8 protein-coding genes are annotated in these 20,350 nt (G+C 61.7%); 5 read left to right on the forward strand and 3 right to left on the reverse strand.

Annotated features, from left to right (window positions below; all coding sequences use genetic code 11):
- Positions 1-138 precede the first annotated feature (138 nt).
- The 5 genes from AC1Z3V_RS01545 to AC1Z3V_RS01565 all read left to right on the forward strand — a co-directional run bounded on the left by AC1Z3V_RS01545 (position 139) and on the right by AC1Z3V_RS01565 (position 17,391).
- On the forward strand, positions 139-2,508 hold the full coding sequence (locus tag AC1Z3V_RS01545; protein ID WP_483496820.1) for an RTX toxin: 2,370 nt from the start codon (positions 139-141) through the stop codon (positions 2,506-2,508).
- A 160-nt stretch (positions 2,509-2,668) separates the two neighbouring features.
- Positions 2,669-6,652 carry a metallophosphoesterase gene (locus tag AC1Z3V_RS01550; RefSeq protein WP_483496822.1) on the forward strand — a complete coding sequence of 1,328 codons (3,984 nt, stop codon included), beginning with the start codon at positions 2,669-2,671 and terminating at the stop codon, positions 6,650-6,652.
- A gap of 117 nt (positions 6,653-6,769) precedes the next feature.
- Positions 6,770-10,105, forward strand: coding sequence for a hypothetical protein (locus AC1Z3V_RS01555; protein WP_483496823.1), 3,336 nt, complete (start codon positions 6,770-6,772; stop codon positions 10,103-10,105).
- A gap of 311 nt (positions 10,106-10,416) precedes the next feature.
- Entirely contained in the window at positions 10,417-13,299 is a 2,883-nt protein-coding gene (locus AC1Z3V_RS01560) for a metallophosphoesterase (protein ID WP_483496824.1), read from the forward strand.
- A 180-nt stretch (positions 13,300-13,479) separates the two neighbouring features.
- Positions 13,480-17,391 (forward strand): metallophosphoesterase, encoded by a 3,912-nt coding sequence (locus AC1Z3V_RS01565; protein WP_483496826.1) that lies wholly within the window; start codon positions 13,480-13,482, stop codon positions 17,389-17,391.
- A gap of 400 nt (positions 17,392-17,791) precedes the next feature.
- On the opposite strand, the gene AC1Z3V_RS01570 is transcribed toward AC1Z3V_RS01565, so the two are convergent.
- The 3 genes from AC1Z3V_RS01570 to AC1Z3V_RS01580 all read right to left on the reverse strand — a co-directional run bounded on the left by AC1Z3V_RS01570 (position 17,792) and on the right by AC1Z3V_RS01580 (position 20,306).
- Positions 17,792-18,094, reverse strand: coding sequence for a hypothetical protein (locus AC1Z3V_RS01570; RefSeq protein WP_483496827.1), 303 nt, complete (start codon positions 18,092-18,094; stop codon positions 17,792-17,794).
- Positions 18,095-18,186: 92 nt separating this feature from the next.
- Positions 18,187-19,182 (reverse strand): nucleotidyltransferase family protein, encoded by a 996-nt coding sequence (locus tag AC1Z3V_RS01575; protein ID WP_483496828.1) that lies wholly within the window; start codon positions 19,180-19,182, stop codon positions 18,187-18,189.
- Positions 19,179-20,306, reverse strand: coding sequence for a PqqD family protein (locus AC1Z3V_RS01580; protein ID WP_483496830.1), 1,128 nt, complete (start codon positions 20,304-20,306; stop codon positions 19,179-19,181). Before AC1Z3V_RS01580 ends, AC1Z3V_RS01575 begins: the two co-directional genes overlap by 4 nt.
- Positions 20,307-20,350 lie beyond the last annotated feature (44 nt).

The raw sequence follows: 20,350 nt of genomic DNA on the forward strand, positions 1-20,350 counted from the left end.
GTGACGCCGTCCTGCCCAACGGTCGCCCTCCTTCGGCCGCGGGTTTCGGCATTACCCAGGGGTGCCCGTCCTGACGGGCACCGATCGCGGACGTGCAAAGGCCGGCTGAGGAGGCGGCCTTGAGAAAGGAGATACGACATGACCAGTTTGGCTCGGTTTCCTAGTATCAAAGAGCTTTTGGCAGATATCGACCTCGACTACGGCCTTAAGGGCGGATTGGGCGATGACGGCTCGCTGGCACTGACCGGCGTCCCCGCTGCAAATGCGGCACTGACGCATTTTGCCCAGAACGTTCTGCGCGCGACGGTCTCCTTCGAGGGGGGCAGCGACTGGGGCCTCTCACCAATGGGTCTCGAGCGCGATGATGGCGCCAGTGGCGCTACGGCACCGGCCGAAACTGGATTGGCGAAAGAGGGTGCAACAAGCCCATCCCCCGCCATGACGACCAGCGACGGCGAAGCGCCCACAGCGATGGAGGTGCAGAGCCTTGCCGCTTCGACAAGCAGCACACCGACAGCACTCGAAATCCGTGTGTCCGGCGCCGCCGATGACGCCGAGGAAAAGGGCTCGGGGACGATCTCGGGCAACATCAACGATCTCGAACTCGGCTTCGACGGCACCACCCGTCAGACGGTCGGGCTCCGCTTCACAGGCATCGACATCCCCAAAGGCGCCATCATCACCAATGCCTATATCCAATTCACCACCGACGAAGTGACCACGGGGGCGGTTTCGCTGCTAATCCGCGGTCAGGATTCGGACGACGCGGCAGCTTTCACAACCGCGAAGTTCGACGTCTCATCCCGCCCGGTTACGGATGCGTCGGTCGGCTGGACACCTGCTGACTGGACAATACGCGGCGAGGCCGGAGCTGGCCAACGCACGCCGGACCTCAAGGCGATCATCCAGGAAATCATCGATCGCGACGGCTGGGCGGCGCTGAACGACATTGCCTTCCTGATCACTGGCACCGGCACGCGCACCGCCAAGTCTTTCGACGGCAACGCCGCCGCGGCACCGCTCCTGCACCTCGAGTATTACGTGCCGCCAGCAAGCGCTCCAGTCGCATTTAACACTCCGGCAGATACCAACGCCGCCGCCGACCAGATTGCAGAGCTGGCCGCCGTTGGAGCGGCCATCGGCATCACCGCTTCGGCCAGCGATCCCGATGCCACCGACACGGTGAGTTACAGCATCGACGATGCGCGTTTCGCCATCGACGCCAATGGCGTCATCACCCGCTCGGGCACCGGCACGCTTGACTTCGAGACGCAGGCCCAGATCACCCTGACGGTGACGGCGACCTCGTCCGACCGAAGCACGGCCACCCAGACCTTTACCGTCAACGTTCTCAACAGCCCGGAACCGGTCGCCTTCAACACCCCGGCCGATGCCGACACGGCCACCAACCAGATTGCCCAAGGCGCTGCCGCCGGCACCAAGGTCGGCATCACGGCGTCAGCGGCGGACCCGGATGCCGGTTCGACGGTGACCTATAGCCTTAATGATTCGCGTTTCGCCATCGATGCCGGCGGCGTCATCACCCGCTCGGGGACCGGTACGCTCAATGCGCAGTCCCAGCCTTCGATTACGCTAACGGTCACGGCCAGGTCGTCAGACGGGAGCACAGCCCAGCATGACTATACCGTCAACGTCACGACGGGGAACCCGGGCCCGCCGACATCGGCAACCTTGGTGCACACTGTACTGACGTCCCAGTGGTCGCCGGAAAGCCCGGACCCGTCGGGTATCACCTACATCTCCCATCTCGGCACCCTGATGATTTCCGACGGGGAAGTCGATGAGATGTCGATATTCAAGGGAAAGAACCTCTTCGAGATGAGCCTGAACGGTACCCTGGTCAGATCGCTCACCACCACCAGTTTCTCAGACGAACCAAGTGGTGTTGCTTACAATCCCACCAACCGGCACCTCTATTTCTCCGATGATACCGGCACGAAGAGTGTCTACGAACTCAACCCGGGTTCGGACGGGCTTTACAACACGGCCGATGACATAGTGACCTCGTTCAAGACTTCTGCATTCGGGAGTTCCGACCCCGAGGGCATAGCCTACGACACCAAGCGCGGCGTCCTGTATCTCGCGGATGGCAACGCGAGGATCTATACGATCAACCCGGGCGCGAACGGCAAATTCGACGGAGTGGCCTCCACGGGCGGCGATGACGTGGTGAAGAGTTTTTCCATCGGGACGCTGTCCAACGGGGATCCTTGCGTCGAGTATGACCCCGTTCACGACCTGCTCTATGTCGTCAAGTCGCGCACCCAAGTCGTGATGATGTCAACGACGGGACAGCAGTTGGGCACACTCGATATATCGGCGGCCAATGCCCGCAAAGTGGCCGGCCTGGCGCTTGCGCCAAGCAGCGACGATGCGAACCAGATGAGCCTCTACATCGTCGACCGTGGCGTCGACAACGACTCCAACCCGAACGAGAACGACGGCAAGCTTTACGAGTTCCGGCTCGACCATTGGCTGCTCGCCTGATTGGGGGAGCATGATCGGCCACCTTGCCAAAACCTGAAGCATGTCGCGCAAAAGTGCGCAGGCGGCTTTGCGATAAAGTCGCGAAATATCACTGGTGTAGGGGTGGCTGCGTCCACTGGTCGACCCCTGTTATCCGCAAACCGCGGAAAGGAAATTGGCCATGTCTAAGTTGTCCCGCGTTCCATCTGGCTTAGACGACCCAAAACTCCTCACGATCGAGTTCGGACTGAGTTTTGGCGCCCATGGCGGTTACGTGCTCGAGGATGATGCTGGTTCGATCTGGACCGCTCATCCTCAAGGGCTGGCACAGCGATTGGTGGCTGACCTGAGGGCGAGCTGGGAGGAGCCCACGGTCGCCACTCATGGGCACCGCTCCTCTGTGGACGCCAGCACAGAGTACCAAGGCCCGCTCGTGGATACGACCGCTACCTCGGTGTCTTCCGACACCGACGGGAGGTCGCTTGGAAGCGATACGCACGAGAGCACCTTCCACTCATCCAATACAACCAGCTTGGATCCGGCATCAAGCAATGTTGCCCCCGGCGTGGCCACGCTGAACAGTGCCACCGTCAACACGCTTGCCGCCGATCCGATTTTCGAGACAAGGATCGCCACCGCCGCTGATGACATCGAGGAAAAGAGCTCCGGCACGATCTCCGCCAACATCAACGATCTGGACATGGGCTACGACGGAACCACTCGCCAGACCGTCGGACTTCGCTTCACCGGGATCGACGTTCCCCGGGGTGCGGTCATTACCAACGCCTATATCCAGTTCACCTCCGACGAGGTCGGCACCGGCGCGGCGTCGTTTGTGATCCGTGGCGAGGATGCAGACGAATCGGCCGCCTTTACCGCCATCAAGTTCAACGTCTCCTCGCGCCCGACCACGGATGCATCCGTTGCCTGGACGCCAGCAAGCTGGACGGTGCGCGGTGAAGCCGGCATTGCCGAGCGAACGCCGGATCTCAAAGCGATCGTCCAGGAGATCATCGACCGCGGCGGCTGGGCGGCGCTCAACGACATGGCATTCACGCTCGTTGGCACCGGCACGCGCGTGGCGAAGTCTTATGAAGGCAGTGCCGCTGGCGCCGCGCTCCTGCACATCGAGTACACCGTTCCGGTGGCAGGCAGTCCCGTCACATTCAATACGCCGGCAGATGGGGATCCAGCCACCAACCAGATCGCCGAACTAGCAGCCGCTGGCACCGTGGTCGGCATCACGGCCTCGGCCAGTGATCCGGATGCCGGCGACACGGTCAGCTACAGCCTCAACGATTCACGCTTCGCTATCGACAGCAACGGCGTCATCACCCGCTCGGGCACCGGAACGCTCGACTTCGAGACCCAGGCCTCGATCACGCTGACGGTAACGGCAACCTCGTCCGACCAAAGCACGGCCACCCAGACCTTTACCGTCGGCATTCTCAACAGCCAGGAACCGGTCGCCTTCAACACGCCGGCCGACACCGACACGGCCATCAACCAGATCGCCGAACGCGCAGCCGCTGGCACCATAGTCGGCATCACGGCCTCGGCCAGTGATCCCGATGCCGGCGACACGGTCAGCTACAGCCTCAACGATTCGCGCTTCACCATCGACAGCAACGGCGTCATCACCCGCTCGGGCACCGGAACGCTCGACTTCGAGACCCAGGCCTCGATCACGTTGACGGTAACGGCAACCTCCTCCGACCAAAGCACGGCCACCCAGACCTACACCCTCGGCGTTCTCAACAGCCAGGAGCCGGTCGCGTTCAACACGCCGGCCGACGCCGACACGGCCACCAACCAGATCGCCGAACGCGCAGCCGCCGGCACCGTGGTCGGCATCACGGCCTCCGCCAGCGATCCCGATGCCGGCGACACGGTCAGCTACAGCCTTAACGATTCACGCTTCGCCATCGACGGCAACGGGATCATCACGCGCTCGGGCACCGGAACTTTGAATGCCCAGACCGAACCATCGATCTCGCTTACAGTGATCGCCACATCTTCCGACGGAAGTACGGCAAGTCAGGCTTTCACCCTCGGCGTCCTCGTGAGCCCGCAGCCCGTCGCCTTCAACAGCCCCGCTGACGCCGATGCGGCCACCAACCAGGTCGCCGAGCTCGCAGCGGCCGGCACCGCGGTCGGCATCACCGCATCGGCGGGGGATCCCAATGCAACCGATACGGTCAGCTACAGTATCGACGACCCGCGCTTTGCCATCGACAACAATGGCGTGATCAAACGCTCTGGCACCGGGACGCTCGACTTCGAGACGCAGACATCGATCCTGCTGACGGTGACGGCGACTTCGTCCGACCAAAGCACCGCAACTCAGTCCTTCTCCCTCGCCATTCTCGACAGCCCGGAATCGGTCGCCTTCAAATCGCCCGCCGATGCGGATCCGGCCACGAACCAGATTGCCGAGCTTGCCGCAGCAGGCACCAAGGTCGGGATCACCGCCTCCGCAAGTGATCCCGACGCCGGCTCGACGGTCACCTACAGCCTCAACGATAATCGCTTCGCCATCGATGCCAACGGTGTCATTACCCGGTCGGACACAGGGACGCTCGACTTCGAAACCCAGACCTCGATCACCTTGACCGTGACGGCAACCTCATCCGACCAGAGTACGGCCACCCAAACCTACACCCTCGGCATTCTCGACAGTCCGGAGCCGGTCAGCTTTAAAACGCCGGCCGATGCGGATACGGCCGCCGACCGGATCGTCCAGAATGCTGTCGCCGGCACCAAGGTCGGCATCACCGCCTCGGCGAGTGACCCTGATGCCGGCTCGACCATCACCTACAGTCTCAACGATAATCGCTTCGCGATCGATGCCAACGGGGTCATCACCCGTTCCGCCACCGGCACGCTCAATGCCCAGAGCGAACCATCAATCGCCCTTCATGTGACGGCGACATCGTCCGATGGAAGCACTGCCACGCACGACTACACCGTCAACGTCGCCGCGCCGACGGGACCGCAGACCCTTTACCGCTTCGCGATCTTCGGCGACTACGGTGATACCAACCTCAATGGGGAAAAGGCCGTGTCGGCGCTCATCCATAGCTGGAACGTCGATTTCGTCCTCACAGTCGGCGACAACGTCTACGCGCCCCAGACAATGGATGCAGCCATCGGCCAGCAATATCACGACTATATCGGCAACTACCAAGGCGCGTACGGAGCCGGCAGCGCCATCAACCGCTTCTTCCCCGTGCTCGGCAATCACGAGTATGAGGACGGCAACGTCTCGAACTACCTGAATTATTTCTCACTGCCGGACAACGAACGGTATTACGATTTTCAGATCGGGCCGGTGCATTTCTTCGGGCTCAACAGCAACAAGCAGGAAACTGATGGCCGCAGCGCGACGTCGGTTCAGGCCAAGTGGATGCACGCCACGCTCGACGCGTCGAACGCGAGCTTCAACGTCGCCTACTTCCACCACACGCCCTACAACCCAAACGGCAGCAACACAACCATGCAGTGGCCTTTCGAGCCGTGGGGAGTGAATGCGGTCTTTGCCGGTCACGAGCACAACTACTACCGCGAAAACCGCGACGATAACGGCGACGGGGTACAGCTTCCCTACACGACCACCGGCCTCGGCGGTTCGGGCCGCGATGTCCCGAACGTCGGCACGAATCTCGTTACCATCACCGATCAGGGCATGCTGATCGAGTTCTACAAGGTCACCAGCTTCAACGGGATCACAGCGACCAGTTCTCTCACCGACTCCTACTTCATCGCGACGCCAACCGGACGCGCTCCGACAGTCGCCAACGGCGGTTATGTGCTGAACGGCACGACAGGCGCCGACTACCTCTGGGGGCTTGGAAGCAATGCGACGCTGACGGGCGGACGCGGCAACGATACCCTGGTCGGCGGCAAGAACAGCAATCTCTTCGTGTTCCACACCGGCGACGGGAACGACACGATCCTGAATTTCCGGGCCGGCGCCAACACCGGTGACGTCCTCGACTTGCGTGACTATGGTATCGATAGCGCCAGCAAATTCCTGCAGGTGGCATCGAACCAGGGCGCGAACGTGGTGGCCAACCTCAGCGGCACGGACCACCTGACGCTCCTGGGCCTTCACGCAGAACAGCTCCATGACGACAATTTCGTCCGGACCGGACTTCTTGTCTGAGTGACCTGACTGGGTCTGCCGCCTTCGGCCGACGAAATCAGCCCCCGACGAACATAGAAGCACAGGCCCGCATCGGCGGGCTCCGATTATCAGAGAACCGCGGAAAGGAGATTGGACATGTCTAAGTTGTCCCGCGTTCCATCTGGCCTAGACGACCCAAAACTCCTCGCGATTGAGCTTGGGTCGAGTTTTGGCGCCCATGGCGGTTACGTGTTCGAGGATGATACCGGAGGTTCGATCTGGACTGCTCATCCTCAAGGGCTGGCACAGCGATCGGTGGCTGACCTGAGCGCGAGCTGGGAGGAGCCCACGGTCGCCCATGGGCATCACTCCTCCGTCGAGTCAGGTAAAGAGAACCAAGGCTTGCTCGTGGATACGACCAATACCTCGGTGTCTTCCGACACCGATGGGAGGTTGCTTGGAAGCGATACGCACGAGAGCACGCTACGCACCTCCGAAGTAACAGCCTTGGAGCCGACATTAAGCAAGGCTGGCTCCGGCGCGACGATGTTGAGCAGTACCGCCCTCAGCGCGCTTGCCGCCGATCCGATTTTCGAGACAAGGATCGCCACGGCCGCTGATGACATCGAGGAAAAGAGCTCCGGCACGATATCTTCCAACATCAACGATCTGGACATGGGCTACGATGGAACCACTCGCCAGACCGTCGGACTTCGCTTCACCGGGATCGACGTTCCCCGGGGTGCGGTCATTACCAACGCCTATATCCAGTTCACCTCCGACGAGGTCGGCACCGGCGCGGCGTCGTTCCTGATCCGTGGCGAGGATGCAGACGATTCGGCCGCCTTTACCGTCATCAAGTTCGACGTCTCCTCGCGCCCGACCACGGACGCATCCGTTGCCTGGACTCCGGCAAGCTGGACGGTGCGCGGTGAAGCCGGCATTGCCGAGCGAACGCCGGATCTCAAAGCGATCGTCCAGGAGATCATCGACCGCGGCGGCTGGGCGGCGCTCAACGACATGGCATTCACGCTCATTGGCACCGGCACGCGCGTGGCGAAGTCTTATGAAGGCAGTGCCGCTGGCGCCGCGCTCCTGCACATCGAGTACACCGTTCCGGCGGCAGGCAGTCCCGTCACATTCAACACGCCGGCAGATGGGGATCCAGCCACCAACCAGATCGCCGAACTAGCAGCCGCTGGCACCGTCGTCGGCATCACGGCCTCGGCCAGTGATCCGGATGCCGGCGACACGGTCGGCTACAGCCTCAATGATTCACGTTTCGCCATCGACGCCAATGGCGTCATCACCCGCTCGGGCACCGGCACACTCGACTTCGAGACCCAGGCCTCGATCACGCTGACGGTAACGGCAACCTCCTCCGACCAAAGCACGGCCACCCAGACCTTCACCATCGGCGTTCTCAACAGCCAGGAGCCGGTTGCCTTCAACATGCCGGCCGACACCGACACGGCCACCAACCAGATCGCCGAACGCGCAGCCGCCGGCACCGTGGTCGGCATCACGGCCGCGGCCAGCGATCCCGACGCCGGCGACACGGTCAGCTACAGTCTCAATGATTCACGCTTCGCCATCGACGCCAACGGGATCATCACCCGCTCGGGCACCGGCACACTCGACTTCGAGACCCAGGCCTCGATCACGTTGACGGTAACGGCAACCTCCTCCGACCAAAGCACGGCCACCCAGACCTTCACCATCGGCGTTCTCAACAGCCAGGAGCCGGTCGCCTTCAACACGCCGGCCGACGCCGACACGGCCACCAACCAGATCGCCGAACTTGCTGCCGCCGGCACCGTCGTCGGCATCACCGCTTCGGCCAGTGATCCCGATGCCGGCGACACGATCAGCTACAGCCTCAATGATTCACGTTTCGCCATCGACGCCAATGGCGTCATCACCCGCTCGGGCACCGGCACGCTCGACTTCGAGACCCAGGCCTCGATCACGCTGACGGTAACGGCAACATCGTCCGACCAAAGCACCGCGACCCAGACCTTCACCATCGGCGTTCTCAACAGCCAGGAGCCGGTCGCCTTCAGGGCGCCGGCCGACACCGACACGGCCACCAACCAGATCGCCGAACTTGCTGCCGCCGGCACCGTGGTCGGCATCACCGCCTCGGCCAGCGATCCCGATGCCGGCGACACGGTCAGCTATAGCCTCGATGATTCACGTTTCGCCATCGACGCCAATGGCGTCATCACCCGCTCGAGCACCGGCACGCTCGACTTCGAGACCCAGGCCTCGATCACGTTGACGGTGACGGCGACATCGTCCGACCAAAGCACCGCGACCCAGACCTTCACCCTCGGTGTTCTCAACAGCCAGGAGCCGGTTGCCTTCAACACGCCGGCCGATGCCGACGTGGCCACCAACCAGATTGCCCAGAATGCTGTCGCCGGCACCAAGGTCGGCATCACGGCTTCGGCCAGCGACCCCGATGCCGGTGATACGGTCAGCTACAGCCTCAATGATTCACGCTTCGCAATCGACGCCAATGGCGTCATCACCCGTTCGGGCACCGGGACACTTAATGCCCAGTCCCAACCGTCGATCACGCTTACCGTCACGGCGACGTCGTCCGACGGCGGCACTGCTTCCGAAACCTTCAATTTAAACGTCACCAGCGGCCCGCCGATATCAGCGACCTTGGTCCATACCGTCCTCACCTCGCAGTGGTCGCCCGCGAGCCCCGATCCCTCGGGGATAACCTATATTTCGCATCTCGGCACGCTGTTCGTTTCCGACGGTGAGGTCGACGAGATGTCGATCTTCCAGGGCAAGAATCTCTTTGAGACAAGCCTGAACGGCACGCTCGTAAGGTCACTTACAACCATCAGTTTTTCCGATGAACCGAGTGGGGTCGCCTATAACCCCACAAACCACCATCTCTATTTTACCGACGACACCGGCACGAAGAGCGTCTACGAACTCAATCCCGGAACGGACGGACTTTACAACACGTCCGACGACATCGTGACCTCATTCAAGACCTCGGCGTTCGGCAGCACAGATCCGGAAGGGTTGTCCTATGACACGAACCGCGGAGTTCTGTACCTCGCGAATGGCGTCACTAACACCATCTATACGATCAATCCGGGTGCGAATGGCAAGTTCGACGGCGTGCCATCCGTGGGTGGTGATGATGTGGTGACGAGTTTCGCAATGGGTACGGTGTCAAACGGGGATCCCTGTGTCGAATACGACCCCGTTCATGATCTGCTCTACATCGTCAAGTCGCGTACCGAGGTGACGATGACCACACCGACAGGCGAATTCCTGGGAACCCTGGATATCTCCGCGGCCCATGCTCGTAAGGTGGCGGGACTGGCGCTTGCGCCGAGCAGCGACGATCCGAACCAAATGAGCCTCTACATCGTCGATCGCGGCGTCGACAACGACGTGAACCCGAGCGAGAACGACGGCAAAATGTATGAGTTCCGGCTCGACCATTGGCTGCTCTCCTGAGGAGACTCGGGGGCCCATTGCCCGACCAGCAGGGCCGATCGATCAACTGGATCGATAAACCAGGGGTAATCGCAGCTTTCCTTCGGGCGACCCGGGAGATGACCGGCTCCTGCAGCCAATGCTGCGGGGGCGAGCGCGACCCGGCACTCGCGCGGCGCGTTAGAGCATTCCGCACAAACATAACGCGTGAAATCAAATAGTTATGGCGCGTTGCGCGAGGCGTTTAAGCGCAACGCGCAATCGTGCCGGCTGTGGCGTGTGCGGCACAGCGCGAGGATTCAACCTGGAAGCTGCGGAAGGGAGATTTGGATATGTCTAAGCTGTCCCGCGTTCCGTTTAACATAGACGACACGTTCGCTTTGAGTTTTGACATCAAGGGCGGCTATTCGCTCGATGACGGTTTCATCGGGCCGGCCGGAGTGGCCAACCCGAACTTGGCGGGGTCCGTCAATCTGTACGAGCTACCGCCGGGAGCGGCGACAGTTGAGCTGAGCGGCGACTGGGCCGGCTCTGCCGATCACAGCCGCCGCTCCGCTGTCGAGGCCGGCAAGGGTGGCGACAACCGGGCATCCGATGCCGCGCCGGGTGAGAACGACGGCTCGACTTTCACGCCCGCGATCACCATCGCCAAGGCGGCGGAGCATGCATTCAATTCCCCTGGTTTCGCAGAGGCCGCAGCCAGATTTGGCGTCCACGCCGACAGCAACTTGTTCGATACGCCTCCGGATAGCGCTCGCGGCTCCTCGCGTGACGGCGCCGTCCAAACCGTTGGGCCCGAGGGGCAACCGACCGGGACAACTGAGGCGGATGGCCGGCTTGCGACAGGGTCCAGCACCACCGCCAGCCTGCTTGCAGCCAACGATCCGATCTTCGAAACAAGGATCGCGTCGAGCCTCGATGATGTCGAGGAACGCCCCACAGGCTCGATGTACATCACCAGCAGCGATCTCGAGCTGACGATCGATGGCACTTTGAACCAAACGGTCGGTATGCGCTTCAATGGCATCGACATCCCCCATGGTGCCGTCATCACCAACGCTTATATCCAGTTCACGGTCGACGAGGTGACCACCGGGACTGTTTCGCTGCTGATCCGCGGCGAGGACGTGGACGACGCCGCTGCCTTCACCAGCACGGCCTTCAACGCATCCTCGCGCACCAGGACAGATGCATCGGTGAGCTGGGCACCGCCGGACTGGACGATACGCGGCGAGGCCGGCCTTGCCGAACGCACGCCGGACCTTAAAGCGATCATCCAGGAGATCGTCGACCGCACCGGCTGGGCGGCGCTCAACGATATGGTGCTCCTGATCACCGGCACCGGTACACGAACGGCAAAATCCTTCGACGGCAACGCAGCGGCCGCCCCGCTCCTGCACATTGAGTATTATGTGCCGCCGGCGAGCGATCCGGTCCACTTCAACTCTCCGGCCGATGCCAATCCCGCCACCAACCAGATCGCTGAACTTGCTGCCGCCGGCACGGCGATCGGTATCACCGCCTCGGCCAGCGATCCTGACGCCAGCGATACGGTCAGCTACAGCATCGACGACGCGCGCTTCGCCATCGCCGCCGACGGCGTCATCACCCGTTCATCGACAGGTACGCTCGACTTCGAGACCCAGAGCTCGATCACCCTGACGGTGACGGCGACCTCGTCCGACCGAAGCACCGCGACTCAGACCTTCACGCTCGGCATTCTCAACAGTCCGGAGCCGGTTGCCTTCAATACCCCGGCCGACAGCGACAGCGCCACCGATCGGATTGCCCAGAGCGCTGCCGCCGGCACCAGGGTCGGCATCACCGCCTCGGCCAAAGATCCCGATGCCGGTTCGACCGTCACCTACAGCCTCAACGATCCACGCTTCGCCATCGATGCCAATGGCGTCATCACCCGTTCGAGCACCGGGACACTCAATGCCCAATCCGAACCGTCGATCGCCTTGCACGTGACGGCAAGATCGTCCGACGGAAGCACTGCCACACATGATTACACCGTCAATGTCACGGCCCAAGCGGGGCCACAGACCTTGTACCGCTTCGCGGTCTTCGGCGATTACGGCGACACCGACCTTTCCGGCGAAAAGGCGGTGTCGGCGCTTATCCATAGCTGGAACGTCGACTTCATTCTCACCATAGGCGACAACGTCTACGCACCACAGACGTTGGACAATGCTGTCGGCCAGCAATACCACGACTATATCGGCAACTATCAAGGCGCCTATGGCGCCGGCAGTGCCATCAACCGCTTCTTCCCGACGCTCGGCAATCACGAATACAACGAGAACAATGTCACCAACTACCTGAATTACTTCACGCTACCCGACAACGAGCGGTATTACGACTTTCAGGTCGGGCCGGTGCATTTCTTCGGGCTCAACAGCAACAAGCAGGAGCCCGATGGCCGCAGTTCGACGTCAATCCAGGGCCAATGGATGCACGCCACTCTGGATGCGTCAAATGCGAGCTTCAACGTCGCCTACTTCCACCACACGCCCTATAACCCGAGCGGCAGCACCACCACCATGCGATGGCCCTTCGAGCCCTGGGGCGTGGACGCGGTATTTGCCGGACATCAGCACAACTATTATCGCGAAAATCGCGACGACAATGGCGACGGTGTCCAACTGCCCTATACGACAACGGGCCTCGGTGGCGCCGGCCGCAGCGTCCCCAACGTCGGCACGAATCTGGTGACCATCACCGATCAGGGCATGCTGATCGAGTTCTACAAGGTCAGCAGCTTCAACGGGACCACCGCCACGAGCGTCCTCACGGACTCCTATTTTGTCCCGACACCGGTGGGCCGCGCCCCGACGATCGTCAACGGTGCCTATGTGCTGAACGGCACGACGGGGGCGGACTATCTCTGGGGGCTTGGAAGCAATGCGACGCTGACGGGCGGACGCGGCAATGATACGCTCGTCGGCGGCAAGAACAGCAATCAATTCGTGTTCCACACCGGCGACGGGAACGACACGATCCTGAATTTCCGGGCCGGCGCTGCCACCGGTGACGTCCTCGACCTGCGTGACTACGGTATCGATAGCGCCAGCAAATTCCTGCAGGTGGCATCGAACCAGGGCGCGAACGTGGTGGCCAACTTGAGCGCCACGGACCATCTGACGCTCCTGGGCCTTCACGCAGAACAGCTCCATGACGACAATTTCGTCCGGACAGGACTTCTTGTCTGAGTGACCTGATGGGTCTGCCGTCTTCGGCCGACGAAATCAGCCCCGTCCAGCGGGGGCATTTCGTCGCTTGTATCCCGTTACCGACCGGCTCCCGAAAATCCCCTTCCCCGACGGACATAGAAGCACCGGCCTGCACCGGTGGGTTCCGGCTGTGCGCAAGCCGTGCAAAGGAGATTGGACATGACCAAGCTGTCCCGCATCCCGTCCGGCCTGGACGACCCCAAACTGCTCGCGATCGAGTTCGCACTGGGTTTCGACGTCAACGGCAATGACACCTTTGACGACCTCGCCGCTGTTTCAATCGGCTCCGTTCATCCGAAAGCAGCGCAACCGCGATCGGCAATTGACCTGGCTGGGAGTTGGGGGGCTTCTGCCTCTCTCGATCACAGCGACCACTCGCCCGTCGCTGTGATCAACCCGGAGGAAGGATCCGTCACCGGCACGATTAGCACCGCGCTGTCCTCTGGCACCCAGGAGCTCGACAACAATACGCTAGGAAGCGGGAGCCGCCTGTCCGACGCGGCCACCCTGGAGGCGCCGGCCGAAACCGGCGCAACCGCGCCAAACAGCGCCACAATCGCCGCACTTGCGGCCAATCCAGTCTTCGAGACAAGGGTGGCCTCGAGCGCAGACGACGCAGAGGAACGGTCAAGCGGCTCGACGTCCTTGACCAGCAGCGACCTCGAGTTGACCGTCGATGATGGCGTTGGCCAGACCGTTGGGATTCGCTTTACCGGCATCGACATTCCGAAGGGCGCCATCATCACCAATGCCTATATCCAGTTCACCGTCGACGAGGTGAGCGCGGGGACGATTTCGCTGCTCATTCGCGGTCAGGATGTGGACGACGCCGCGGCCTTCACCGCCACCTCGTTCAACGTCACCTCGCGCCCGACGACCGACGCATCCGTTGCCTGGACGCCTCCTGACTGGGCCACGCGCGGTGAGGCCGGCGCGGGGCAGCGCACGCCCGATCTCAGCGCAATCATCCAGGAGATCGTCGGCCGCAACGGTTGGGCCGCACTCAACGACATGGTGTTCTTGATCACCGGTAGCGGCACGCGCACGGCGAGAGCCTATGACGGCAGCCCGACGGCCGCCCCCCTCCTGCACGTTGAATATACCGTACCGACATCCGGCGATCCGGTCGTCTTCAATACGCCGGCAGACACCGATCCCATCGCCAACCAGATCGCCGAGCTTGCGGCCGCCGGCACCGCCATCGGCATTACGGCGTCGGCCACCGACCCCACCCCGGGCGACACCGTCACCTACAGCATCGACGACCCGCGCTTTGCCATCGACGCAAACGGCGTCATCACCCGCTCGGGGGCGGGCACACTGGACTTTGAGACCGAGACCTCGATCAGGCTGACGGTGACGGCCACCTCCTCGGATTTCAGCAAGGCAAACCAAACCTTCACGGTCAGCATTCTCAACAGCCAGGAACCGGTTGCCTTCGGCAGCCCGGCAGATAGCGACCCGACCGCCGACCGGATCGCCCAAAATGCTGCCGCCGGCACCAGAGTCGGAATCACCGCTTCAGCCAGCGATCCCGATGCCGGCTCAACCGTGACCTATGGCCTTAGCGATCCTCGTTTCGCCATCGACGGCAATGGCGTCATCACACGCTCCGCGATCGGGACGCTCAATGCGCAAACCGAGCCGACGATTACGCTGCATGTCACGGCGACGTCGTCCGATGGCAGCACCGCCGCCCACGATTACACCATCATCAACAGTCCGCCTGCCACCAACACCATGATCTTCGAGAAGAGAGTTCTCGCCAGCCTCGATGATGTCGAAGAAGCGGCCTCGGGCTCGGTCTCTGCCACCAGCAGCGATTTGGAACTGACCGTCGACGGCGCCAAGGTCCAGACCGTCGGAATGCGCTTCACCGGAATCGACATTCCCAAGGGCGCGATCATCACCAATGCCTATATCCAGTTTACCGTGGACCAAGTGAGCACGGGAGCAGTATCGCTGATGATCCGCGGCCAGGATGTGGACGATGCCGCCGCCTTCACGACCGCTCAGTTCAATGTTTCTTCGCGCGCGACAACGGACGCATCGGTCGCCTGGACGCCAGCGGACTGGACGACGCGCGGAGCGGCAGACCTGGCGCAGCGGACGCCGGACCTCAAGGCGATCGTCCAGGAGATCGTCGATCGCGGCGGCTGGGCGGCGCTCAATGACATGGTGCTCCTTGTGACCGGCACCGGCACGCGCACGGCAAGGGCCTTTGACAGCAACGCCGCGGCAGCTCCGCTGCTGCATATCGAATATTACGTGCCACCGGCAAGCGCCCCTGTCGTCTTCAACACGCCCCCCGATACCGACCTCGCAGCCAATCAGATCGCGGAGTTGGCTGCGGCCGGCACGGCCATCGGCATCACCGCCTCGGCAGGCGATCCGGACGCCGGTGCCACCGTTACCTACAGCATCGACGACGCGCGCTTCTCCATTGGTTCGAACGGCGTCATCACCCGCTCGGGCGTCGGCACACTGGACTTCGAAACCCAGAGTTCGATCTCGCTGACCGTAACGGCAACTTCCTCCGACCGAAGCACCGCCAGCCATACCTTCACCCTCGGTATTCTCGACAGTCCCGAACCGATTGCCTTCAACGATCCGGCCGACACCGATACGGCCAACAACCGGATCGTCCAGAGCGCAGCGGCAGGAACCCGGGTCGGCATCACCGCCTCGGCGAAAGACCCCGATGCCGGCTCGACTATCACCTACAGTCTCAACGACAATCGCTTCGCGATCGATGCCAACGGGGTCATCACCCGTTCCGCCACCGGCACGCTCAATGCCCAGAGCGAACCGTCAATCGCCCTTCACGTGACCGCAACATCGTCCGATGGCAGCACCGCCACCCACGACTACACGGTCAACGTTGCGGCCCAAGCGGGACCGCAGACCCTTTACCGCTTCGCGGTCTTCGGCGATTTCGGCGGTACCAACCTCAATGGGGAAAAGGCCGTGTCGGCGCTCGTCCACAGCTGGAATGTCGATTTCGTCCTCACGGTCGGCGACAATGTTTACGCGCCCCAGACAATGGATGCGGCAATCGGTCAGCAATATCATGACTATATCGGCAACTACAAAGGCGCCTATGGCGCCGGCAGCGCCATCAATCGTTTCTTCCCCGTGCTCGGCAACCACGAGTACAACGAGAACAATGTCACCAACTATTTGAACTACTTCACACTGCCCGACAACGAACGGTATTACGATTTTCAGATCGGGCCGGTGCATTTCTTCGCGCTCAACAGCAACAAGCAGGAAACTGACGGCCGCAGTGCGACGTCGGTCCAGGGCCAATGGATGCACTCAACGCTCGACGCGTCGAACGCGAGCTTCAACATCGCCTATTTCCATCACACGGCCTTCAACCCAAGCGGCAGCACCAGTACCATGCGTTGGCCCTTCGAGCCGTGGGGCGTAAATGCGGTCTTTGCCGGTCACGAGCACAACTACTACCGCGAAAACCGCGACGACAACGGCGACGGCCTGCAGCTTCCCTATACCACCACCGGCCTCGGCGGTGCGGGCCGCGATGTCCCGAATGTCGGAGCCAGCCTGGTGACCATCACCGATCAGGGCATGCTGATCGAATTCTACAACGTTACCAGTTTCAACGGGACCACTGCGACGAGCTCCCTCACCGACTCCTATTTCATCGCGACGCCGACCGGACGTGCTGCGACGGTTGCCAATGGCGGCTATGTGCTGAACGGCACGACGGGCGCCGACTACCTCTGGGGGCTCGGAAGCAATGCGACGCTGTCGGGCGGACGCGGCAACGATACGCTGGTCGGCGGCAAGAACAGCAATCTCTTCGTGTTCCAGGTTGGTGATGGCAACGATGCAATCCTGAACTTCAGGGCGGGCGCTGCCACCGGCGACGTCCTCGACCTGCGTGCATTCGGCATCGACAGCGCCAGTGAATTTCGGCTGGTGGCGTCGAACCAGGGCGCAAACGTCGTGGCCAATTTCAGCGGCACCGACCACCTGACCTTGCTCGGCGTGCATGCCGAGCAACTCCACGACGACAACTTCGTACGGGCTGGCCTGCTTGTCTAAATGAAGTGACCTACCGCGCCGCGCGTCATATATGACGCGCAAAGGTCGCTTTAACACTTTGATTTACTGCATTTCTTCGTCCTTAAATCGAAGTCGATTTATGGAGACATGCGGTCTGCCACCTTCGGCCCAGCTAGGCCAACTCCTACAATCGGCGAAACGACAAAGCCGGAGCCCTGAAAGTACGGGGCTCCGGCTTTGTCGTTATACGGCATCGCTATATCTCAGAGGTGCAAAGGTCGCTTTAGCACTTTGATTTGCTTCATGTTCTGTCATTTAACCGGCTGCGATCAAAGCCAACACGCACTCGTGCCCTGGAACGCAAAAAGCCGGCATTCCTGCCGGCTTTGCTGAGACGAACGGCCTGCGACTTAACGCGGGCGCCTTCCCTCATTGGGGATCATTTCTTATGGCTCCAAAAATCAAGGTTCAGGTTGACAAGCTTTTTCAATTGTCCAGGCGGACCGTAGTGATCGTGGTTCTTGTCTCCCCATCCATATCCTGGCTTCGGGAATTTGGGGTGCGATCCGCTGGATTTGGCAATGGCGCGCGAACTCAGGCTAGTGCCAAGCAACAAGGTTATGGCGGGAGGAGTTACAGCAGCAAATTTCCCGGCCTTCATGAGAAAATTCCGGCGCGCTTCCGCTTCCGTATTAAGTCTTTCTGGCGAATTGTCTACGCCTTTTTGGGTATCTATCGACATAACACTTCCCTTTTTGCGCGGACTTAAATTATCCGGGTACACTATCACTTTACATCTTAGAGTTCAATTGGCGATATGCACACATAAATACTTTAAATCTTCGAGCGAAGATCTTTATTCAAGAGGACAGCCGTGATGCGGCGGGCGAGATGGGCCGGATTCCGTCGAGCGAGGTCGTGGACGCGTGAAAACCGCCTTGCGCCCCAAAAAATATTGCCAGCCAGGCGCAGGGGCGCACCCAGGATCGGGTGACATGAGGCAAAGACGCGCCTCCAATGCTGGAATCGGATCGTCAACCGCTCCCCGCACCCGGGCGGAATGCTCGTCCCGAAAAAGCGATGCAAGGTCAGCAGCTGCGTTTCGACAGCATTGCGCGCGCTTCTGCCCGCAAGCAATGCTCGAAGTGCGGACCAGTCGATAGCTTCGCTTTCGGCCAGTTGTGCCAGGTCATACATATGCCTGAGGTCGATCCTTCCCCGCCAGTAGTCCCCTTCCTTGAGAAGGTCATGCACGATCCAGTGCAGGGCACGAGACTGCGCAGGAGGGATTTTCACGGAGAGCCCCCCCTGCTGGACGAGCTTCGGGCGCCCAAGGCCATCCGCACGATAGGCCCGCAACTCAAGCATGCCCACGTCCCGGTCGCGCGCCATGCCGCGACCATCGGGCACGCCGACATAGCCAAGCTCTTCCAGGCAGGCTTGCGCCAATGGCTCGTCGCGCGCCGCAACAGCCAGGTCGATGTCGCTGGTTATCCGATCCGGAACGGCTTGCGAGAGAAACAGCGGAACCGCCCCCTTCAGCAGAACCGGAGCGACGCCAATAGCATTCAGAGCGGTAACGGCCTCGTCCAACTGCAGCCGCAATCGTTGATTGCGTTCTCGATTGCAGTCGCGAATGAACTGAAGATAGTCGCGCACGTCGCCGGGCACGTCCCCGATGCGGCCCGCCTGCTCGAGTGACGCAAACAGAGCCGGCGTCAACAAGGTCTGGTTCGCCAGCGCAATTATCCCCGGCCAGTCCGGCTGGTCGACAACACGACCGCAAAGGCCAGCAATCAACGCGTCGAGTGGGTTTGCGGCGGGCTTCATGAGCATGCCCGCCCAATCAGCCTGACCGCCTCATCGAGCTCGGAATAGGTCAGGCGATAGGCCTTCACGGATCCTATGACGCCAGCCAACACGTCGAAACCGGTATCGCCCAACTCGCCACCCGGCGCGAACGCACCGCCAAGCAGGCCGCGCAGGACATCCACCGGGTCGACCTTGTCCAAATTCGGTTTCGCAGCGCGATCACGATGTAGGAGAATGACAGCGCCCACCGGCCACGACTGCGCGGTCAGGGAGGCAGCGGCCTTCGGTACGAGATAGCGCACGCGCCGGTTGTCCGGACGTCGGAAAATCGGCGCCGCATCGAGGTCGGGAAAGCGCTCCGCCAGCAAAGGCCATGCGCCCGACTTGACGGCGGGTGCGAACGGGAGTCCGACGCAGCACCCGTCAGCATTCAGGAGGGTCACGTCGTCCGACGCGAAACCGAATCCGGCATGGGCCAACGCCATCGTCAATGTCGTCTTGCCCGCCCCCGGCTCGCCGCAGAGGAGAACAAGCCGCTCGTTCTTGAGGAGTGCTGCCGCGTGAAGGGCCAGTTCGTAATGGCCGGCACCGAGGACATCGCTCAGCATTTCCCCCTTCAAAATTGTCGCCATTTGGTCTGGGGCCGAGGCCAGGAGCCATTCGCCATTGCGAAACAAGTGGAGCCGGTCACCATGCTCGGCCAGCTGGAAGACGGTGTCGGGGGTGGCGTCCCCGACCTCGAGATGCCTGAATATGGCCATCGTCGGTAAGGCGTGGGCAATCGGATAGAGGATGCGCATATGGCGCCCGGCAACACTCAGCATCTGGCTCACATGATCTTGCGCGGAAATATCGAGCGGCGAGATCCGGGGCCGGATCAAGCCCAGGCGCTGCCAATCCTCGATCGCCGCCTCGACCTGCCCATGCGCATCCTTGGCATCGACGCCGGCGCGCTCCACACCCTCCGTCGGCTTTCCCTGTTCCAGCAGGCGCCAGATATAGGCGGCAGTGTCATTCAGGGTGAAGATCGCGTGTTGCGATGCACTGAACAGAACATTCTGCCCCCTGATCCGGACGAGTCGTGCCTGGGTGACGAAACGGGGCGCCACGCTGTCGCCTCGCATTCCCAAATAAGCTCCCATAGCCCTTCATCCCTCCCCATCCCGCGGCGCAGGCGGCTTTCAAA

It is taken from the genome of Ensifer sp. 38_S197 (assembly GCF_056924495.1).